The following is a 17124-nucleotide window of genomic DNA, read 5'->3' on the forward strand; positions in this document are numbered from 1 at the left end:
CCCACGACAGCGCCGAAGCAGCACAAAAATAGCCGCCTTTCCGCCGATGCGCGGCGTTTGCAGGCGGGCGGTGAATTTTGCCTTTGACAGCGCACGGCCCACGCACAAGATGGACATGCGGGGTGAGGTCATGCAGTCCAGACACAAGACATTGACGACGGGCGCGATGCTTCTTGCGCTGGCGACCCCTGCGGCGGGGCAGAGCGGCGATGACGTCGATGTCGCCGCCGTCACCACGGCCGCGCTGACCCTGCTGGACATTCAGGCCTTCGTCGACGGCAATCTGGCCTTTTGCCGGGACGCCGCGCCGGAGACAGCGCCACTTGTCAAACGCGCCGCCGATAACTGGCACGCGGTCAACGCGACGCAGTTCCTGTGGCAATGGCCCGATGAGGCGGCGGACATGGACGCCGGGTTCCGGGCCGTGCTGGCGGAACGCAGCGCCGAAATCGTCACCGTCCTCGGCACCCGGGCGCAGGGGCGGGAGGCCGATTGGTGCCGCAACCTGCCCGTGCTGCTGGACGCACCCGAATGGAACCTGTTGACGCAATATGCCGCCGATGTGCAGCTGGTGCGCACCTTTCAGGCCTACATCGACGATGGGGATACGCCGCAGCCGCTCCAGCCCGGCATCGCCCTGGCCCCAGTCGTCGCGACGCCGCTGCAAGAGGCGCTGGTGGCGGGATACGACCCTGACGCGGTGCCGCTGCCCGGCGAATACCGCTGCTATGACGAGGATACAGGATCGGTCGATCACGCCAGCCTGATCGTGCAGATCACCGGGCCGGGGACCTACCGGTCGTCGTTCGGCGACGGGCGCTGGGGGCTGGACGCGGACGGCGATTTCACCTGGCTCGGCGGGCCGTTCGGCGACGCCTACGGCTACGCCAGCTTCAACGAGGACGGCGCGGCCCTGTCGATTTCCGATGTCGCGCGGGGCGGCACCTATACCAGCTACGACTGCCCGCAGGCCGGGGCCACCGATCAGGCGCTGGCCGCCCGTGCGCGCCTGATCACGCCGCAGGTGGGCAACTATACCTGCACCGATGTCGCGACGCAGAACGCGACGCCCTTCGCCTTTCTGCCCGGATACGGCTACCGGCTGGGTGACGAAACCGGGCTTTACGCGCTGTCGGAGGTCATGGACTCCACCAGCAGCACCGTCGATTGGCTGACCGGGCCGCTGGCAGGCGAATCCTCGTATTATTCCGAGCAGGAAGGCACCGGCCTGAGAGAATTTTCGGTCAGCGTCAGCGACGGGCGGGCGCTTGGCGCTTTCGTATCCTCCAGCAGCGCGCTGGCGCTTGTTTGCGAGGGGCGCGGCACGCCGGTCAGCCTGCCGAAATACGGCCCCGATCCTGCGCCGCCCGGCCCCACAGGCACACAGGCGCTGAGCGGGCGGTTCTTTCGCTACGAAACCACGTTCAATGGTACCTTCACCGCATTCGAGCCGGTGGTCTATACCTTCCACCCCGACGGCTACGTCTATGTCGGCGCGCCCGATCCCGGTGTCGCGGACGACTGCACCCGGACCCGCCTGAACAGCCTGCCCGCCTGCGACACCTATCAGGTGCTGCGCAACCAGATTGTGATCACATACGAGGGCGAGCCGGAAAGCTATGCCTTCGCCCTGCAGGGCGGCACGCCGGTCCTCGACGGCGAACCGATGCTGCCGGTCGCCCCCGCCACCGGCACGGTGCTGGAGGGGCATTACTGGTCCAACCATTTCAGCGGCGGCGGCATCTGCGGGCCGTATTCATCCTGTTCGCACACCTATATCGAATGGAACTACATCTTTCTGCCCCGCAACCGCTTCGTCTTTTCCACCGACAGCCAGTTCATGAGCGCGATGAGCACGGCCATCGCCAGCACCAGCGTGGGCAGCGAAAGTTCCGACAGCGATCAGGGCACCTATGACATCACCGGCAATGTCATCACCTTCACCTATGACAACGGTGTTTCCGAACAGCTTTTCTTCATGCAGGATGAACTCGGTTCCTTCATCATCAGCGATCAGCGCTACACACCAAAGGAAGAGTAAGATCATGGCCATGCACCCCCTTCGCAGCCTCGTCGCCGCCCTCGCCTGCCTGCTGGCCGCACAGGCCACGGCGCAGACGACGCCCGACCGGTCCACCGCCCAGATCAACGGGGCCTTCGATTCCTTTTTCGGTGAAGGCGGCACGACCGACGTGTCGGCGGCGGATGCGGCGGCGGTCGATTCCGCGCAATATGACTTTACCTTCGATGCCGACGTGACCGCGCAGGTGCATGACGAATTCCGCACCATATTCGCCCCCGGCGGCGATGCGGCCAGCCTTGCCGCAGCCGATGAATTTCTGTCGCAGATGACGCCGGAGTTTCAGCAGCAGATCATGGATCAGGGGTTCGACAGCACCGGCTGGCGCGCCGACAACGTGGCCGACATCGTCGCCGCCACCGTGCTGGTCGCATTCCAGATCATCCAGGGCATCGAGGAGACGACACCCGCACAGGACACCGCCGTGCGCGACCTGATCCGCGTGGCCTTCGACGGGTCGCAACTGGCGACGCAATCGGCGACGGAAAAACAGGCGATGGGCGAAATGCTGATGCTGTCCACGGTCGTGACGGCGCTGCAATACGAGACGGCGAAGGAAAGCGGCGACACCCGCACCATCGCCGTGCTGCAATCGGGCAGCCGCGACGTGTTGACCGGCTTCGGTCTGCACCCGGCGTTCTTCTTTCTGGGCGACGACGGGCTGGAGAAGTCACCCCGCCTCATCGCGGCGGAAGCGGGTATCGCGGACGGGTCGACCACGTGGGAGGCGGAATTCCCCGAAGTGGCCGCCGACTACGCCCGCCTCGGCGTAAGCGAAGGCCCGGCCCTGCCAAGTCTGGGCGACACGGCGGCGGCCGTCGAAACCGACACGCCCGTCGAGACCGGTATGCAGGCCGAAGCCGCCCCCGAACCGCAGCCCGATGCCGTCAACCCGCTGGGCCTGCCACCCGCCGATCCCTATCTGGGGAGCTTCGCCGGGCCGGAACTGACGCTGACGCTGTTCGGCGGGAACGGCGCATACGAGGGCGAGATCGTGTTCGGCGACCAGACATTTCCGACCCAGTTGCGCCGCGCAGGCGACGGATTGACCGGCACCTTCAAAAGCGGAGCCAACAGCTTCGATCTGACCATCATCCTGACCGGCGACGCGATGGAACTGTCCACCGGTGGTCGCAGCTACGACCTCGTGCGGATAGCGGCGCAGAACCCGCTGGGCGACAACTGATCCCTTACGCTTCCAGTTCGGCGTCCCAATACAGGAAGTCGATCCAGCTTTTGTGCAGGTGGTTGGGCGGGAATTTGCGGCCGGTGTTGCGCAGCGCCTCTGCCGCGGGCTGACGCGGCGGGCGGCGCAGGGTCAGCCCGGAATGGCGCAGCGCCTTCGACCCTTTGCGCAGGTTGCAGGGGCTGCAGGCGGCGACGACGTTTTCCCAACTGGTCCGACCACCACTCGCGCGCGGCACGACGTGGTCGAACGTCAGATCGCCCTTGGCCCCGCAATACTGGCAGCGAAATTCATCACGCAGGAACAGGTTGAACCGGGTGAAGGCCACGCGTTTCTGCGGCTTCACATAGTCGCGCAGAACCACGACCGACGGGATGCGGATTTCGGTCGATGGGCTGTGCACCACCTCGTCGTATTCGGCGATGATATCGACCCGGTCAAGCCAGGCCGCCTTCACCGCGTCCTGCCAGGGCCAGAGCGACAGCGGGTAGTAGGACAGCGGGCGATAATCCGCGTTCAGCACCAGCGCCGGAAACTGTTTCAGCGCCCCGGATTCGCGCACGAAATTGGTTCGAAAGTCACCGTCCATCAGCCAAAATCATCCCTGCTCTGTCGCCTGTCGGCCCAGAGCGGGAACCCCGCCCGGACCGCTTGCGAAAAACTATATATAGCGGGTGGCAAAGGGCAAGCCTCGCATCGCCCTACAACGGCTAGCGCCGTAATATGACGGTTTCGCGAAGAGGTTTTGCGCCGTGCTGCGCACGTCGCCGGGTGGTGGCGGCTGCGCCGCCGCCTGTTTTGAGTATTTTCGGCAAAGTGATACGGGTCGCGCGTGCAGGCAGGCTCAGGCGCGCATCCCCAGCCGCTCCTGCATGAAGGCCAACGCCACCTGCAGCCCGTCGGGCGCGATCCCGTGACCGGTGCCTTTCATGACGTGGGCATAGACCTCTTTCCAGCCGGCGCCCTGCAGCGCCTCTGCCGCCTGTGGCAGCGATTGTGGCGGCACCACGTCGTCCTGATCACCGTGGATCAGCAGGACCGGCGGGCGGCTGACCGCCTCGTCCGCCAGCAATTCCGGCTCCAGCAGTCGCCCGGAGAAGGCCACCAGCCCGGCCACCGGGTCCTCGCGGCGCGGCAGCACATGCAGACCCATCATCGTGCCTTGCGAAAAGCCGACGATCATCACCTGCTCGGGCAACAGGTCCTCGTCCACCATCACACCGTCGAGAAAGGTGTTCAGGTCGTCGGCGGCGCGTTCCAGCCCGGCGCGCGATTCCTCCTCCGACGATCCGTCGATCCAGGGGATCGGAAACCACTGATACCCCATGGGTGCACCGGCGCAGGCCTCCGGCGCGTCGGGGGCGAGGAACAGCGTATCCGGCATATGTTCTTCCAGCGGATCGGCCAGCCCCAGCAGGTCGGCTCCGTTCGCGCCATAGCCGTGCAGAAATATCACCGCGGCCCGAATGTCGCCGGACGCCGGGTCGCGCCGGCCTGCCTGTAGTGCACGTGTCATGTCCCGCTCTCCCGGTCGCCGATGCTCGCCCGCAGATAGCTAGCTGGGGTGCCGCGCGACTGCAAGCGTGTCAGATGACACCGGCCCGGCCCTTGCTGGCGGCGTAATGCGCCCAGAGGATGCGCGCGGCGACGGATCGCCAGGGAGACCACGCGGCGGCGATGGTGCGCATCTGCCGTTCGGTCGGGCGCGCGGGCAGATCGTAGAGCATCCGCGTCGCCTCTTGCAGGGCCAGATCGCCGTGGGCGAAGACATCCGCCCGCCCGAGCGAGAACATCGCGTAAATTTCCGCGGTCCATGTGCCGATTCCCGGCACGGTGACCAGCGTGGCGATCACGTGATCGGAGGGTTTTGCGCGCAGGGCGTCATAGTTGATGTCCACCGCTGCCAACGCCCGCGCGTATTTCATCTTCGGGCGGCTCAACCCTACGGACTTCAGATCGTCGTCACTAGCCTGCGCGACCCGCTCCGGCGTGTCCAGCCCGGCCTCCAAAACACGGCCCCAGATCGCGCGAGCGGAGGCGACACTGACCTGCTGGCCCACGATGGCGTTCAGCAGCGCCGCGAACCCGTCAGGTTTCAGCCGCAACGGAAGCGGCCCGACATCTGCGAGTGCCTGCGCCAGCACCGGATCGCGTGCCGCCAGCCACGCCGCCCCCTCGGCGACACAGGCATCGCCGCGAATGACACGCTCTGTCACAAGCCGGCGATCCAGGCGCGGGCGTCTTCGACAGTTTGCACCCGTGGCGCATCGGGCATCGGCGGGCGCTTGATCATCAGCACGGGAATCCCCAGATCGCCCGCCGCCGTCAGCTTCGTCCGGCTGGCCTCGCCGCCCGCGTTCTTCACGATCAGCCAATCGACGTTGAGCAGACGAAACAGCTCCGTCTCGCGCTTCACGGAGAATGGCGGGCGGCCGATCAAAAATTCGCCACCCTCGAACGGAAACGGCTCCGTCGGCGGGTCGATCAGGCGACAGATCACCCGCGTACCTTCGAGGTTCTTGAACCGGTAGAGCGTCTTGCGACCGGTGCCCAGAAACACCGTCTGCCACTTGTGGATATAGAGTGCGGCGTCCTCTTCCCTGTCGATCTCGGTCCAGTCGTCGCCCGGCTCCGGGGTCCAGCCGGGGCGCAGCAACTGGCAATAGGGGATACCGTCTTCGGCGCAGATGGCTGCGGTGCGTTTGGTGATCGCGGCGGCATAGGGGTGTGTGGCGTCCAGCACCGCGGTGATCCCCGCGCCCTTTACATAGGCGCGAAATCCCTCGATCCCGCCGAAGCCACCGACCCGCGTGGGCAGTGCCAGCGGTTCGGGCGTGCGGGTGTCGCCCGCAAGCGAGGCAATCGCGTCGACACCGTCCTGTGCCAGCAGATCGACCAGCGCGCGCGCCTCGCCCGTGCCTGCCAGAACCAGCACCGTCATTGTCCGGCCCTCGCCAGGATGGTGCCTGCCCGATCGATCATGACCACGTCGAATGTCATCCGTTCCCCGTATCCGTCGTTCAGCCGCGCCAGCGCGCGGTCGGCAATCTTCTGCGCCAGCGGCGGCCCCGCCAGCGCAAAGGCCTCCAGCGCCGTGTTGGCCGCGGCTAGCCTGTCGTCGCCCATCATCTGCGCGAGACCCGCAAAATCAACCTGTGATCGCAAGGAATGCAAATCGACCGCGCCCTGTGCCAGTTTGGTCAGCTTGCCGATACCGCCGCCGATCGTGACATGCGCCACCGGGTGACGGCCGAGATACTTCAGCATCCCGCCCGCAAAATCGCCCATGTCCAGCATCGCGTGATCCGGCAGCGCATAAAGCTCCTGCACCACTCGTTCCGACGTGGCACCCGTGCATCCCGCCACATGGGTCAGCCCGTCGGCGCGCGCCACGTCGATGCCGCGATGGATCGACGCGATCCAGGCGGCACAGGAGAATGGCCGCACGACCCCTGTGGTGCCGAGAATCGACAGCCCGCCCTTGATCCCCAGCCGCGGGTTCCATGTTTTCGTAGCGATCTCCGCGCCGCCGGGGACCGAAATCGTGATCGCGATGTCGGGCTGCTGGCCATACCGGCCCGCCATCTCCCACACAACCGCGCGCATCATATCGCGCGGCACCGGGTTGATCGCGGGATCGCCCACCGGGATCGGCAGGCCCGGCTTGGTGACCGTGCCGACGCCCTCGCCCGCGTGAAATGTCACACCGCCCGCCGACCGCGCCACCCGCGCGATGATCAGCGCACCATGGGTGACGTCCGGGTCGTCGCCCGCATCCTTGGTGATGCCCACCTCGGCCCAGTTTTCGTCGGCATCGGCGTGGGCCAGCGGAAAAATCGGCGTCTCGCCGCGTGGCAGCACGATCCCCACCTCGGCGGGAAAGGCACCGGTCCACAGCCGCTGCAACGCGGCCTTGACGGCGGCGGTGGCACAGGCACCCGTGGTCCATCCCCGGCGCAGATCGGTCGCTGGCTTGCGTGTCATGGCCGGACTATAGGCACGGCCCGCAATGCCGCCAATGCGCAAACGCGCGTCGTTTGCCACCTTTTCGGCGCGGCGCTTTCACGGCATAACCACGGCATGACGACTTCGCTTACCCTCCCGCAGCACGACTGGCCCCGGCTCGAACCCGGATGGGTCTGGCTTTGCGGGGCCGGTCCCGGCGATCCGGGGCTGCTGACGCTGCACGCGCTGAACGCGCTGCGGCAGGCCGACGTCGTGATCTATGACGCGCTGGTGCAGGAGACGATCCTGGACTGTGCACCACAGGCCGAACCTATCTACGCGGGCAAGCGCGGCGGCAAACCATCTGCGAAACAGCGCGATATTTCGCTGCGGCTGGTCGATCTTGCCCGCGCTGGCAAACGCGTGCTGCGCCTGAAAGGCGGCGACCCGTTCGTTTTCGGGCGCGGCGGGGAAGAGGCGCAGACGCTGGTGCAGCATGGCGTCCCGATCCGCATCATTCCGGGTATCTCGGCAGGCATCGGCGGGCTGGCCTATGCCGGCATCCCGGTGACGCACCGCGACGTGAACCAATCGGTCACCTTCGTGACCGGCCACGACCAGAGCGGTAACGCGACGGGTTCGCTGGATTGGCAGGCGATTTCAAGGGGATCGCAGGTGATCGTGATCTACATGGGGATGAAACACATCGCCCATATCACGAACCAACTGCTGGCCGCCGGACGGCCCGCATCGGAACCGGTGGCAGTCGTCACGACGGCCACGACAGCGGACCAAACTGTACTGGAAACCACGCTCGGGACAATCGTGGACGACATCACCACCGCGGGTCTGGAGCCGCCCGCGATCATATGCGTCGGGCGGTCCGTTCTGATGCGGCAGGTGCTGGACTGGCAGGGCATGGCGGCGGGTGAGTCGCCCCGCGACCTCGACCCATTGGGGCGCGGCCGCCCCGCCGAAAGCGCATGACCGACGGCCACGGGCTGCTGATCGCGGCTCCGTCTTCCGGCTCCGGCAAAACCACGATCACGCTCGGCCTGCTGCGTGCCCTGTCGCGGCGCGGGGCGGTGCGCGGTGCCAAATCCGGCCCCGACTACATCGACCCGCGCTTTCACGAGGCCGCTTGCGGGCAGGCCTGTTTCAATCTCGACGCCTGGGCCATGTCGCCCGCCCGCATCCGCGCTTTGGCGCAGGGTGACGGGCTTCTGGTGGTCGAGGGTGCGATGGGCCTTTTCGACGGCGCGCCGCCTGACGGCAAAGGCTCCGCCGCCGATGTCGCCGCAATCCTCGGGGTGCCGGTGGTCCTCGTCATCGACGGGTCTGGCATGGGGCAGAGCGCCGCTGCAATTGCCGAAGGCTTCGCGGCACATCGGGCGGATGTGCAGGTCGCAGGCGTGATCCTGAACAAGGTCGCCAACGACCGTCACGCCGCGATGCTGCGCCGGCATTTTCCAGCGCATTTGCCCGTGATCGGTGCGATCCCGCGCCGCGCCGACCTGGCGCATCCTTCACGCCATCTTGGTCTGGTGCAGGCATCCGAGCGATCCGACCTCGACGAATGGCTCGACGCTGTCGCCGATCTGGTCGCACACCACGTGGACCTCACCGCCCTGCCTACAGCGCCCATCGCCCCTGACGAAACGCACCGCGCGATGCCGATGCCCTACAACCGGATCGCCGTGGCGCAGGACGACGCCTTCGCCTTCGCCTATCCGCATCTGCTGGCCGACTGGCGCATGGGCGGCAGCGAAATCGTGACCTTCTCGCCACTCGCAGACGATCCCGTGCCGAATTGCGATCTGGTGTTTCTGCCCGGCGGTTACCCGGAACTGCAAGCAGGCCGCATCGCGGGCAACAACATCTTCATGCAAAGCCTGAGGAATGCCGTACAATCCACTGACATTTATGGTGAATGTGGCGGCTATATGGTGCTGGGCGAAACACTTCAGGACGCCGATGGCGGAACCCATCAAATGGCCGGCCTGCTGTCGCTCGACACGTCCTTCGCGACGCGCCGCCTTCATCTGGGATACCGCCGTGTCAGCGCAGCGACCGGGTCGATGGCGGGGAACTGGATGGCGCATGAATTTCACTACGCCACGACCATCCGCGCCGCTGGGACACCGTTGTTTCGGGCCGAGGATGCCACAGGACGCACCCTCGCCTCGATGGGACTGGTGAATGGACGTGTGTCGGGGTCGTTTGCCCATTTGATCGACCGCGCGGACCAGCCACAGTGACGAAGCCGCACTGATCCGGCGACCGGTCCGTCCTACCAGCCATTGCGCCTGCGCCGCAACAGGTCTAGCGATGCTGTCATGACCCAGCCAAACGATGCCCTCGCCCGGCGCAATGTCGCCGTTCTCGTCGCCGCACAAGCGATTCTCGGCGCGCAGATGCCGATGATCTTCGTGATCGGCGGGCTGGCGGGCAGCATGCTGTCGTCCAATCCTTGCCTCGCGACGCTGCCAATCAGCTTCATCGTCTTCGGCTCGATGACCACGGCCCCCTGGATCAGCCCGCTGATGCAGCGCCACGGGCGGCAACTGGGCTTTTTCATCGGGGCGATCGGCGGCGCCGTCGGTGCGCTGGTCGCGGCCTACGGGCTGTCCGTCGGGTCGTTCCCGATCCTGCTGGCGGGATCCTACCTCACAGGCATCTATATGTCGGCGCAGGGATTCTACCGCTTTGCCGCCACCGATCAGGCCAGCGATGCCTTCCGGCCCAAGGCGATCTCCTATGTGATGGCGGGTGGGCTGTTGTCTGCGGTCTTCGGGCCGCAGCTCAACAAGCTGGTGCAGGATGCATTCGCCGTGCCGTTCATGGGCAGCTATCTGGCCGTGGCCGCGCTGAACCTTGTGGGCATGCTGCTGTTCTTCGGCCTGAAACTGCCCAAGGGCACACGGCGCGAGCCTGCCCCCGTGAGCGCCGCCGCGACCCGCAGCAAGGCAGAGCTGCTGCGCGACCCGCGTATCGTCGTGGCGATCATCTGCGCGATGGTGTCCTACGCGCTGATGAACCTCGTGATGACGTCGACACCGCTGGCCGTCGTCGGCTGCGGCTATACCAAGAACAACGCCAACGACATCGTGTCGGCGCACGTGGTCGCGATGTTCGCGCCCTCGTTCTTTACCGGCCATCTGATCGCGCGCTTCGGCGTGGAGCGCATCGTCGCCCTGGGCCTTGCGATTCTGGCCGCTGCCGGTGTCGCGGCCTTGCTGGGTGTGCAGCTTGCGGACGAGACCGCGCCGTCGTTGCTCAGCTTTTACGCCGGGTTGATCCTGCTTGGGCTTGGCTGGAACTTCGGTTTCATCGGGGCCACGTCGATGCTGGCCGGCGCGCATGGTCCGCAGGAGCGTGGTGTGGTGCAGGGCATGAACGACATGATCGTCTTCGGTTGCGTCACCATCGCGTCGCTGGCATCGGGCGGATTGATGAACTGTTCGGGCGGCGACGCCGTGCAGGGCTGGACGGCCGTCAACCTCGCCATGGTGCCGTTCCTGGTGCTGGCGGGCGGTGCGCTGACATGGCTGATGATGCGCAGGCCCACGCCAGCGATATAGATCACCAGCCGCCGGTCACGGCCTTGACCAACAGCGACCCGCGCTTGCGGAATTCCGACAGGCCCAGTGTGCCGTCACCCACGCGCCCCGGATCGCGGATCGCCTGCGTCAGGATCGCGTCGGCCTGCCAGGCGGTGCGGATCGCGGGCGTGGACACGCGGAAATCGGTGCCGCGCGCGCGGCGCAACCGGTCACGGGCGCTCTGCGCCAACATCTGCACACCGCGGTCGCGCCCGTCGAGCAGCGGAACCCGACCGCTTTCCACATAGGCCGGGACCGCCCGCAAAAAGGCCGCGATGCCCGCGCCATAGGCCACGTCGCGCACCGCCGCCTCGTACTGGTCTGATGCGCCGAAGGTCATGGCCGACAGCCACATCAGATCGCCCGCCGTCCGGTCGATATAATCGTCGAGGTGGGCCTGATCGGCGAACGCATCCTTGTAAATATCCCAGCGCCGCGCGGCGATCATCCGGTCGAGCGTTTCCGCTGGCAGGTCATACTCACGCATCACGTCCGCCAACGGTCCCGCCACCTCATGCGCCCGCGCGGGCTTGCCTGCGGCGATCTCTTCCACCACGTCGCGCCACCATTGCAGGCGCATCTCGGCGATCATCGGTTCCTGCGTGATCCACGGCGCCTTCGCCACTTCGAGGTTGAGCGCATAAAGCGCGAAGAGCGGCCCGCGCCTGTCGGGCGGTGCGGTCATGGTTGCGGCGAACCGGTCAGGATCGCCGGTGCGGACAAGTGCGGCGCAGGCAGCGATGCTCATGTACGCATCATCTGCGTCTAAAATTGGTCCACTGGACCAATTTCTTCACGACTTGATTGCAATAAATACTCAAAGTCTGGCCTCTGCCCCGTCGCGCACCAGCTTCCATTTGATCGCATCCAGCAGCGCATCGAAGGACGCATCGACGATGTTGGCCGACACGCCCACGGTGGACCACGACCGACCCTGCCCATCTTCGCTGTCGATGATCACGCGGGTCACGGCCTCGGTCCCGCCGTCGGTGATGCGGACCTTGAAGTCGACCAGCTTCATATCCTCGATGATCGCGGAGTAAGGGCCCAGATCCTTGGCCAAGGCACGGCTCAGCGCGTTGACAGGGCCGCGGTCCGATCCGTCCGGGCCGATGGATTCGGACACGTTCAGCACCTTTTCGCCCGCGATCTTCACCACGACGACCGCCTCGGACAGCGATACCATCTTTCCGCGCTTGTTGCGGCGGCGTTCGACCGTGACACGGTAGCGCTTGACCTCGAAAAACTCGGGCAAGAGCCCCAGCTCGTCGCGCGCCAACAATTCGAAACTGGCCTGTGCGGTGTCGTAGGAATAGCCGCGCGCCTCCTGCTCCTTGATCCGGTCGAGGATACGGGGCAGCGCGGGATTGCACTTTTCCACCTCAAGCCCCGCGTCGGCCAGCCGTTTGCGCAGGTTGGATTGGCCCGCCTGGTTGGACATCGGCACGATGCGCGTGTTGCCAACGTTGGCAGGGTCCACGTGTTCGTAGGTCGTAGGGTCCTTGAGGATCGCGCTGGCGTGCAGCCCCGCCTTGTGGGCAAAAGCGCTGGACCCGACATAGGCCGCCTGCCTGCGCGGCACGGAATTGAGGATGTCGTCGAGCGTGCGGCTGATTTTGCGCAGGTTTTGCAAGGCTTCCATCGTCACCCCGGTTTCGAACCGGCTGGCGTAGGGTTCCTTCAGCAGCAGCGTCGGGATGATCGACGTCAGGTTCGCATTGCCGCAACGTTCGCCCAGCCCGTTCAGCGTGCCCTGGATCTGGCGCGCGCCCGCCATGACGGCGGCGAGCGATCCGGCGACGGCGTTTTCGGTGTCGTTGTGGGTGTGGATTCCGAGGTTGTCGCCGGGGATACCGCTGTCGATCACCTCGCCCACGATGCGGGCGATCTCGTCGGGCAGCGTGCCGCCGTTGGTATCGCAGAGCACGATCCAGCGCGCACCTGCATCGTGGGCGGCGTGAACGGCTTTCAGCGCGTAGTCGCGGTCGGCCTTGTAGCCGTCGAAGAAATGTTCCGCGTCGAACAGCGGCTCGCGGTTCTGGGATTTCAGGTAGGCGAAACTGGCGGAGAGGTTCTCGGTGTTCTCCTCCAGCGTGATGCCCAACGCGTCGGTCACGTGAAAGGCGCTGGATTTGCCGACAAGGCAGACGGCGGAGGTATTGGCGTTCACCACGGCGGCCAGCACATCATCGTTCTCCGCCGACCGGCCGGCGCGTTTGGTCATGCCGAAGGCCGTCATGGTGGCGCGGGTGTCCGGGGCCGCGTCGAAGAAGTCGCTGTCAGTGGGGTTCGCACCGGGCCAGCCACCCTCGATGTAGTCGACGCCAAGGTCGTCGAGCATCTTCGCGATGCGTTGCTTTTCGGAGGTCGAGAACTGGACGCCCTGCGTCTGCTGCCCGTCGCGCAGGGTGGTGTCATAGAGGTAGAGGCGTTCGCGGGTCATGGGCTAACCTCCGTCGACAGGTCCCGTCCGGCATCGCCGGACAGCGCCTGGACTGTTGAAACCAGCCTCGACAGCTTCCGAGACGGTTCAGACCTGTCCTCGATAGGCGGGCCTTGCCTATCGAAGTCTCGTCCGGCATCGCCGGACAGCCCCCGACCGCCCCCCAGGGCGGGGGCTTCCCCCCCACCCGCGGTCGGGGGCTGTCCTGTGTTGCTCTGAGTTATCATAGCAACCCCTCCAGCTTAGATGGGTCGTAAGTGCCGATGCGTTTCCATGTCGTGCCAAGCTGCGTGTCGGTGGTTTCAATGCCGGCAGCCAACAACGCATTTCTTATCGTGTCAGCTTTGTCCCAGTCCTTGTTGGATTTTGCCAAGGATCGGGCTTCTAGCAGCGCAACTATCAGTGTATCGTCTCCGCTCATTTCGATGTACTCTGCGGCTGCTTTGTCTAACGTGGGATAGCCACCTCGCCATTCATCGAATAGCAATCCAAGCATATTCGCCGAAGACACAAACCGCCCCAACAGATTAGTATCTTCCTGATATTGGGTCTTTTCGAGCTTGTGCGCCAACGCGTTTAAGCGGGTCAGTGCAAGGTGGGTATTCAGGTCATCCTTCAGCGCTGCAACTACGCCCTCATCCGGGGGCACAGAATCACCTTCTCCCAAAGCAAGGCTTCGCCATTTAAGCAAAGTCCTTTCCGCCTCCGCGCGCTTCTTCTCTGTCCAGTCCATCGGCTTGCGGTAGTGCGTGGACAGCATCACGAAGCGGATCACCTCGCCCGGCACGCCCTGATCCAGCAGATCGCGGACGGTGAAGAAATTGCCCAGAGACTTGGACATCTTCTTGCCCTCGACCTGCAGCATCTCGTTGTGCAGCCAGACGTTGGCGAAGCCGTGGCCCATGCAGGCGGATTGCGCGATCTCGTTCTCGTGGTGGGGAAATTGCAGGTCGTTGCCGCCACCGTGGATGTCGAACGCCTCGCCCAACAATTCGGCGGCCATGGCGGAGCATTCGATGTGCCAGCCGGGGCGGCCCCGGCCCCATGGGCTGTCCCAGCCCGGCAAATCGTCGGTGGAAGGTTTCCACAGGACGAAATCCATCGGATCTTCCTTGAAGGGTGCCACCTCTACCCGCGCGCCCGCGATCATGTCGTCGACCGACCGGCCCGACAATGCACCGTAGTCGGCATAGGACCGCACGCGGAACAGCACGTGGCCCTCCTTGGCATAGGCATGGCCCTTGTCGATCAACGCCTGCGTCATCGCGATCATCTGGCCAACGAATTCCGTTGCGCGGGGTTCATGCGTCGGACGCAGCGCGCCCAGCGCGTCCATATCAGCATGGTACCAGCCGATGGTCTCGTCCGAGCGTTCGCGCACCAGCTCTTCCAGCGATCCTTCGGCACCCGCCTCTTTCCGGGCAAGTGCTGTCGCGTTGATCTTGTCGTCCACATCCGTGAAGTTGCGCACGTAGGTCACGTGATCCACGCCATAGGTGTGCCGCAGCAGACGGTACAACACGTCGAACACCACCACGGGCCGCGCGTTGCCCAGATGCGCGCGGTCATACACCGTCGGCCCGCAGACATACATCCGCACGTTGGATGGATCGAGAGGCACGAAATCCTCTTTCCGGCGGGTCTTGGTGTTGTGCAGTCGGATCGTCATAAGTCCTCACAAGGCGTCGGGCATGGGGGCAATGCGCCTGCGGGCTTAATGTGTTCGTTCATGTTGTGAAACGTGAAAAAGCGGCCCGCGACGGATGTCAGCTGGGAATAATGCAACAAATAATGTTTGCGGCGCTTCTCATACCCGCTTGTTAGCAGCCCGCGCCCTACCCGTCCAGCATTTCCGCCAGCTTGCGGATGGTGTTGAGGTTGCGGGCGGTCATGATCGTGCCGGGGGCGACCTTTTCGATATTGGCCGCCAGCTTCGACCGCCCGATGCCATCGGGCGCGTGCAGCCAGAGCACGTTGTCGGTGACTTGTATCTCCTCGCTCGGCAGGCGCAGGTCTTCGTATTTCGCGCGCTCAATCTCAGGCGGGGTGAAACAGATATAGCCATGCGCAAGGTTGCCGGCACTTTCCGCGAACGGACAGTTCGCCAGAATTTGCCGCCACGCGCGGGCGGGAAGTACGAGGATCGGCACTTCCACATCGAATTCGCGCGTCATGATCCCGTGCAGCACCTCTGCCACGTCATCGGCGCTGCCATCATGGGACAGGATCAGGTTGCCCGACTGGATATAGCTTTGCACATCCGTCAGCCCGGCGCCGACGCAAGCAGCACGCAGCCGTTCCATCGGCACGTTGTTCTTGCCACCCACGTTCACGCCGCGCAGCAGCGCCACCCATTTCGTCATTTGCCTTGCCCCGTTGATCGCTTTCCCGCACCATAGCGGCATGACCCGCGAGACAGTCAACCGCATTTGCGCCGACATGCCCGGCGCGACGCTCGACCACAAGCTGGGCGAAGGCCACGACAGCTGGAAGGTGGGCGACAAGCTGTTCGCGATCATCGGGGCGATGGGTGGCAGCGTATCGGTCAAGACCGACAGCGTGGAGACCGCACAGATGCTGATCGACGCAGGGGCCGCGACCAAGGCCGCCTATCTGCACCGCAGCTGGGTCGCCGTGCCGCTGGATGCCGACCCGGCGGAACTGGCCCACCGGATCGGCGTATCCTATGACATCATCCGCGCGTCGCTGACGAAAAAGGCGCAGGCGGCACTGCCGGAGCGTCAGGCATAACTGACGACCTCGATCTCGATGCCGTTGTCCTCGGAGAAATAAAACCGGCGGCCCGGTTCATAATCCGCATGGCTGTGGGTCTCGTAGCCCCGGCCCTCGACCTTTGCCAGCGTGGCGTCCAGATCGTCCACCACGACGCCGATGTGGTTCAGCCCGCCGCGCGTGGCATAGCTGTCTTCCTGCATCGGCACATTGGTCCCCGTCGGCCCGGTGTAGAGCGCCACATAGCTGGTATCGTTACCCACATGCACGCTGTAGCCCTTGCCGTTCATCGACTTGCCTTCCCAGCGGGTGTGCCAGCCGAACAGGTCGTGGAACAGGGCGGCGGTTTCGGTCGGGTCCTTCACGGTGATGTTGGCGTGTTCCAGATAAGCCATGGTCAGTGTCCTTTCTTCAGGCGTTGGATGCTGCGGGCGATCAGGCCCGGTTTGCGCGGTGCGGCGGGGGCGTGAAAGCAGCCGCAGTCCAGGTCGTGCCCCCAGCCCAAGCCGTCATGGGCCAGTGCGGCCAGGTGCCGTGTGCTCAGACAGTAGCGGGTGGTATCTCGCTTTGACATGATCAATCTCCTCTTGATTCTCTGTGCAAATTCTTTTTCATTCCTCAAGTTAACTTTAGATCAAGAGGTTTCTTTATGCCCGCCATACGCGCCTCACAGGGTCTGACCATCGGCGATCTAGCCGCACGCACTGGGCTGGCCGTATCGGCGATCCGCTTTTACGAAACCCATGGCATCGTCGCCCCCGTGCGCAACGCAGGCGGGCACCGGCGATACGGGCGGCATGACATCCGGCGGCTGTCTTTCGCCATGGCCGCGACCGGCATGGGGTTTTCCCTGACGGAAGTGGCGGGTCACCTGAAGCACCTGCCCGATCACAAGGCCCCGACCAAGGCAGACTGGACCCGCATTTCGCGCGGGTTCCGCGCGAAGATCGACGCGCGCATCGCCGCGCTGGAACAGTTGCGTGACAAGCTCGACGGCTGCATCGGCTGCGGCTGCCTCAGCCTGAAGGCCTGCCACCTCTATAACCCCGACGACACGCTGGGGGCATACGGCCCCGGTCCGCGCAACCTGCCGCCCGTTTCGGGTTGACTTGGCCACCGCCTTCCCGTTTCGCTG

The 17124-nt window shown here is 65.0% G+C and carries 18 protein-coding genes; 7 read left to right on the forward strand and 11 right to left on the reverse strand.

The genetic code is table 11. The features are described from left to right. Positions 1-130 precede the first annotated feature (130 nt). Both AC04PH_RS10095 and AC04PH_RS10100 read left to right on the forward strand, forming a co-directional pair. Complete coding sequence (locus AC04PH_RS10095) at positions 131-2041, forward strand: hypothetical protein (protein ID WP_483065614.1); 1911 nt, start codon at positions 131-133, stop codon at positions 2039-2041. A gap of 4 nt (positions 2042-2045) precedes the next feature. Next, positions 2046-3266, forward strand: a complete 1221-nt coding sequence (locus AC04PH_RS10100) for a DUF6683 family protein (protein ID WP_483065615.1) — start codon at positions 2046-2048, stop codon at positions 3264-3266. Between the two features lie 4 nt (positions 3267-3270). Here AC04PH_RS10100 and AC04PH_RS10105 read toward each other — a convergent pair whose 3' ends face one another. The 5 genes from AC04PH_RS10105 to AC04PH_RS10125 form a co-directional block, all read right to left on the reverse strand. Then, positions 3271-3855 carry an HNH endonuclease gene (locus AC04PH_RS10105; protein ID WP_483065616.1) on the reverse strand — a complete coding sequence of 195 codons (585 nt, stop codon included), beginning with the start codon at positions 3853-3855 and terminating at the stop codon, positions 3271-3273. 255 nt (positions 3856-4110) lie between these two features. Continuing rightward, a complete protein-coding gene (locus AC04PH_RS10110) occupies positions 4111-4782 on the reverse strand; it encodes an alpha/beta hydrolase (RefSeq protein ID WP_483065617.1) in 672 nt (223 codons plus the stop codon). 70 nt (positions 4783-4852) lie between these two features. Beyond that, positions 4853-5482 carry a DNA-3-methyladenine glycosylase family protein gene (locus AC04PH_RS10115; protein WP_483065618.1) on the reverse strand — a complete coding sequence of 210 codons (630 nt, stop codon included), beginning with the start codon at positions 5480-5482 and terminating at the stop codon, positions 4853-4855. Then, positions 5479-6207: a cobalt-precorrin-6A reductase gene (locus tag AC04PH_RS10120; protein WP_483065619.1), complete on the reverse strand. Its 729-nt coding sequence runs from the start codon at positions 6205-6207 to the stop codon at positions 5479-5481. Before AC04PH_RS10120 ends, AC04PH_RS10115 begins: the two co-directional genes overlap by 4 nt. Further along, positions 6204-7250 carry a cobalt-precorrin-5B (C(1))-methyltransferase gene (locus tag AC04PH_RS10125; protein ID WP_483065620.1) on the reverse strand — a complete coding sequence of 349 codons (1047 nt, stop codon included), beginning with the start codon at positions 7248-7250 and terminating at the stop codon, positions 6204-6206. The genes AC04PH_RS10120 and AC04PH_RS10125 overlap by 4 nt, the downstream gene beginning before the upstream one ends. Before the next feature lie 96 nt (positions 7251-7346). Here AC04PH_RS10125 and cobA point away from each other — a divergent pair, with 96 nt between their 5' ends. From cobA to AC04PH_RS10140, 3 genes are all read left to right on the forward strand, one after another. After that, the gene (cobA, locus tag AC04PH_RS10130) at positions 7347-8198 is read left to right on the forward strand and encodes a uroporphyrinogen-III C-methyltransferase (protein ID WP_483065621.1); all 852 of its coding nucleotides are present in this window, start codon (positions 7347-7349) and stop codon (positions 8196-8198) included. Further along, on the forward strand, positions 8195-9469 hold the full coding sequence (locus AC04PH_RS10135; RefSeq protein ID WP_483065622.1) for a cobyrinic acid a,c-diamide synthase CobB: 1275 nt from the start codon (positions 8195-8197) through the stop codon (positions 9467-9469). Before cobA ends, AC04PH_RS10135 begins: the two co-directional genes overlap by 4 nt. Before the next feature lie 78 nt (positions 9470-9547). After that, on the forward strand, positions 9548-10792 hold the full coding sequence (locus tag AC04PH_RS10140; protein ID WP_483065623.1) for an MFS transporter: 1245 nt from the start codon (positions 9548-9550) through the stop codon (positions 10790-10792). A 1-nt stretch (position 10793) separates the two neighbouring features. Here AC04PH_RS10140 and AC04PH_RS10145 read toward each other — a convergent pair whose 3' ends face one another. From AC04PH_RS10145 to AC04PH_RS10160, 4 genes are all read right to left on the reverse strand, one after another. Next, positions 10794-11561, reverse strand: coding sequence for a phytoene/squalene synthase family protein (locus AC04PH_RS10145; protein ID WP_483065624.1), 768 nt, complete (start codon positions 11559-11561; stop codon positions 10794-10796). Positions 11562-11630: 69 nt separating this feature from the next. Further along, a complete protein-coding gene (gene cimA / locus AC04PH_RS10150; RefSeq protein ID WP_483065625.1) occupies positions 11631-13256 on the reverse strand; it encodes a citramalate synthase in 1626 nt (541 codons plus the stop codon). Between the two features lie 223 nt (positions 13257-13479). Then, entirely contained in the window at positions 13480-14925 is a 1446-nt protein-coding gene (gene cysS, locus AC04PH_RS10155; protein ID WP_483065626.1) for a cysteine--tRNA ligase, read from the reverse strand. Between the two features lie 166 nt (positions 14926-15091). Beyond that, positions 15092-15619, reverse strand: a complete 528-nt coding sequence (locus AC04PH_RS10160) for a DUF1697 domain-containing protein (protein WP_483065627.1) — start codon at positions 15617-15619, stop codon at positions 15092-15094. A gap of 40 nt (positions 15620-15659) precedes the next feature. Between AC04PH_RS10160 and AC04PH_RS10165 the strand changes: the two genes are divergently transcribed. Next, complete coding sequence (locus tag AC04PH_RS10165; RefSeq protein ID WP_483065628.1) at positions 15660-16007, forward strand: MmcQ/YjbR family DNA-binding protein; 348 nt, start codon at positions 15660-15662, stop codon at positions 16005-16007. Here the strand turns inward: AC04PH_RS10165 and AC04PH_RS10170 are convergent. Continuing rightward, entirely contained in the window at positions 15998-16384 is a 387-nt protein-coding gene (locus AC04PH_RS10170) for a VOC family protein (protein WP_483065629.1), read from the reverse strand. The genes AC04PH_RS10165 and AC04PH_RS10170 overlap by 10 nt on opposite strands. Before the next feature lie 2 nt (positions 16385-16386). Beyond that, the gene (locus tag AC04PH_RS10175) at positions 16387-16563 is read right to left on the reverse strand and encodes a hypothetical protein (protein ID WP_483065630.1); all 177 of its coding nucleotides are present in this window, start codon (positions 16561-16563) and stop codon (positions 16387-16389) included. A gap of 75 nt (positions 16564-16638) precedes the next feature. Between AC04PH_RS10175 and soxR the strand changes: the two genes are divergently transcribed. After that, positions 16639-17097 (forward strand): redox-sensitive transcriptional activator SoxR, encoded by a 459-nt coding sequence (gene soxR, locus AC04PH_RS10180; RefSeq protein ID WP_483065631.1) that lies wholly within the window; start codon positions 16639-16641, stop codon positions 17095-17097. Positions 17098-17124: the final 27 nt, after the last annotated feature.

The organism is Yoonia sp. KMU-150 (assembly GCF_056858355.1).

Excerpts from the sequence above, each read along its gene's own strand:
- AC04PH_RS10095 (WP_483065614.1), top strand. The coding sequence starts at position 131 with ATGCAGTCCAGACACAAGACATTGACGACGGGCGCGATGCTTCTTGCG.
- AC04PH_RS10100 (WP_483065615.1), top strand. The coding sequence starts at position 2,046 with ATGGCCATGCACCCCCTTCGCAGCCTCGTCGCCGCCCTCGCCTGCCTG.
- AC04PH_RS10105 (WP_483065616.1), bottom strand. The coding sequence starts at position 3,855 with ATGGACGGTGACTTTCGAACCAATTTCGTGCGCGAATCCGGGGCGCTG.
- AC04PH_RS10110 (WP_483065617.1), bottom strand. The coding sequence starts at position 4,782 with ATGACACGTGCACTACAGGCAGGCCGGCGCGACCCGGCGTCCGGCGAC.
- AC04PH_RS10120 (WP_483065619.1), bottom strand. The coding sequence starts at position 6,207 with ATGACGGTGCTGGTTCTGGCAGGCACGGGCGAGGCGCGCGCGCTGGTC.
- AC04PH_RS10125 (WP_483065620.1), bottom strand. The coding sequence starts at position 7,250 with ATGACACGCAAGCCAGCGACCGATCTGCGCCGGGGATGGACCACGGGT.
- cobA (WP_483065621.1), top strand. The coding sequence starts at position 7,347 with ATGACGACTTCGCTTACCCTCCCGCAGCACGACTGGCCCCGGCTCGAA.
- AC04PH_RS10135 (WP_483065622.1), top strand. The coding sequence starts at position 8,195 with ATGACCGACGGCCACGGGCTGCTGATCGCGGCTCCGTCTTCCGGCTCC.
- AC04PH_RS10140 (WP_483065623.1), top strand. The coding sequence starts at position 9,548 with ATGACCCAGCCAAACGATGCCCTCGCCCGGCGCAATGTCGCCGTTCTC.
- AC04PH_RS10145 (WP_483065624.1), bottom strand. The coding sequence starts at position 11,561 with ATGAGCATCGCTGCCTGCGCCGCACTTGTCCGCACCGGCGATCCTGAC.
- cimA (WP_483065625.1), bottom strand. The coding sequence starts at position 13,256 with ATGACCCGCGAACGCCTCTACCTCTATGACACCACCCTGCGCGACGGG.
- cysS (WP_483065626.1), bottom strand. The coding sequence starts at position 14,925 with ATGACGATCCGACTGCACAACACCAAGACCCGCCGGAAAGAGGATTTC.
- AC04PH_RS10160 (WP_483065627.1), bottom strand. The coding sequence starts at position 15,619 with ATGACGAAATGGGTGGCGCTGCTGCGCGGCGTGAACGTGGGTGGCAAG.
- AC04PH_RS10165 (WP_483065628.1), top strand. The coding sequence starts at position 15,660 with ATGACCCGCGAGACAGTCAACCGCATTTGCGCCGACATGCCCGGCGCG.
- AC04PH_RS10170 (WP_483065629.1), bottom strand. The coding sequence starts at position 16,384 with ATGGCTTATCTGGAACACGCCAACATCACCGTGAAGGACCCGACCGAA.
- AC04PH_RS10175 (WP_483065630.1), bottom strand. The coding sequence starts at position 16,563 with ATGTCAAAGCGAGATACCACCCGCTACTGTCTGAGCACACGGCACCTG.
- soxR (WP_483065631.1), top strand. The coding sequence starts at position 16,639 with ATGCCCGCCATACGCGCCTCACAGGGTCTGACCATCGGCGATCTAGCC.